Below are 555 nucleotides of genomic sequence, written 5' to 3'. Positions count from 1 at the left end.
CCCCGCCGCCCCGCGGGGGGGGGGGGTGGGGTTGCCCCCCCCGGGGGGCCCGGCCCGCCCCCACCCCCGTCGGGGTAAACCACCGCCCGCGCCTTCCCTGCCCGCGTTCACGCCCATATTGCTGGGTCCGCAGTCGGCCGTTTCCCATGTCTGCGGGAATTGTCTTCCTGGCCCGCCCGGTCTGGCCCGACCCGGTCTCGCCCGGCCCGGTCTGGCCCGACCCGGTCTCGCCCGGCCCGGTCTGGCCCGATCCGGTCTGGTTCGGTCTGTTCCGGTCTGGTTCGGCTCGGGAAAGAGGTGTCCGAACGACCGCCATGGGGTCGTTCATGCCCATGCGCAGGCCGCGATAGCGCCTTCCCCATGTCGAGCGGGGACGGCGCCTTCTGGGGCGTCTTTTCCGGTCGCGGGTGTGGCCCTTCACGTGTCCGCCGGAACGCCCTTCACGTTGGCGGATAGAGCCCCAAATGCGTTCAGGGCCACCCCGATTGGGGTGGCCCTGAACGAAAGATTGTCCGGCGGTGTCCTACTCTCCCACACCCTCCCGAGTGCAGTACC

Source organism: Micromonospora sp. NPDC047620 (assembly GCF_043205005.1).
In the GTDB taxonomy this organism is placed as follows: Bacteria; Actinomycetota; Actinomycetes; order Mycobacteriales; family Micromonosporaceae; genus Micromonospora.
Note: the sequence above shows the minus strand (reverse complement) of the source record.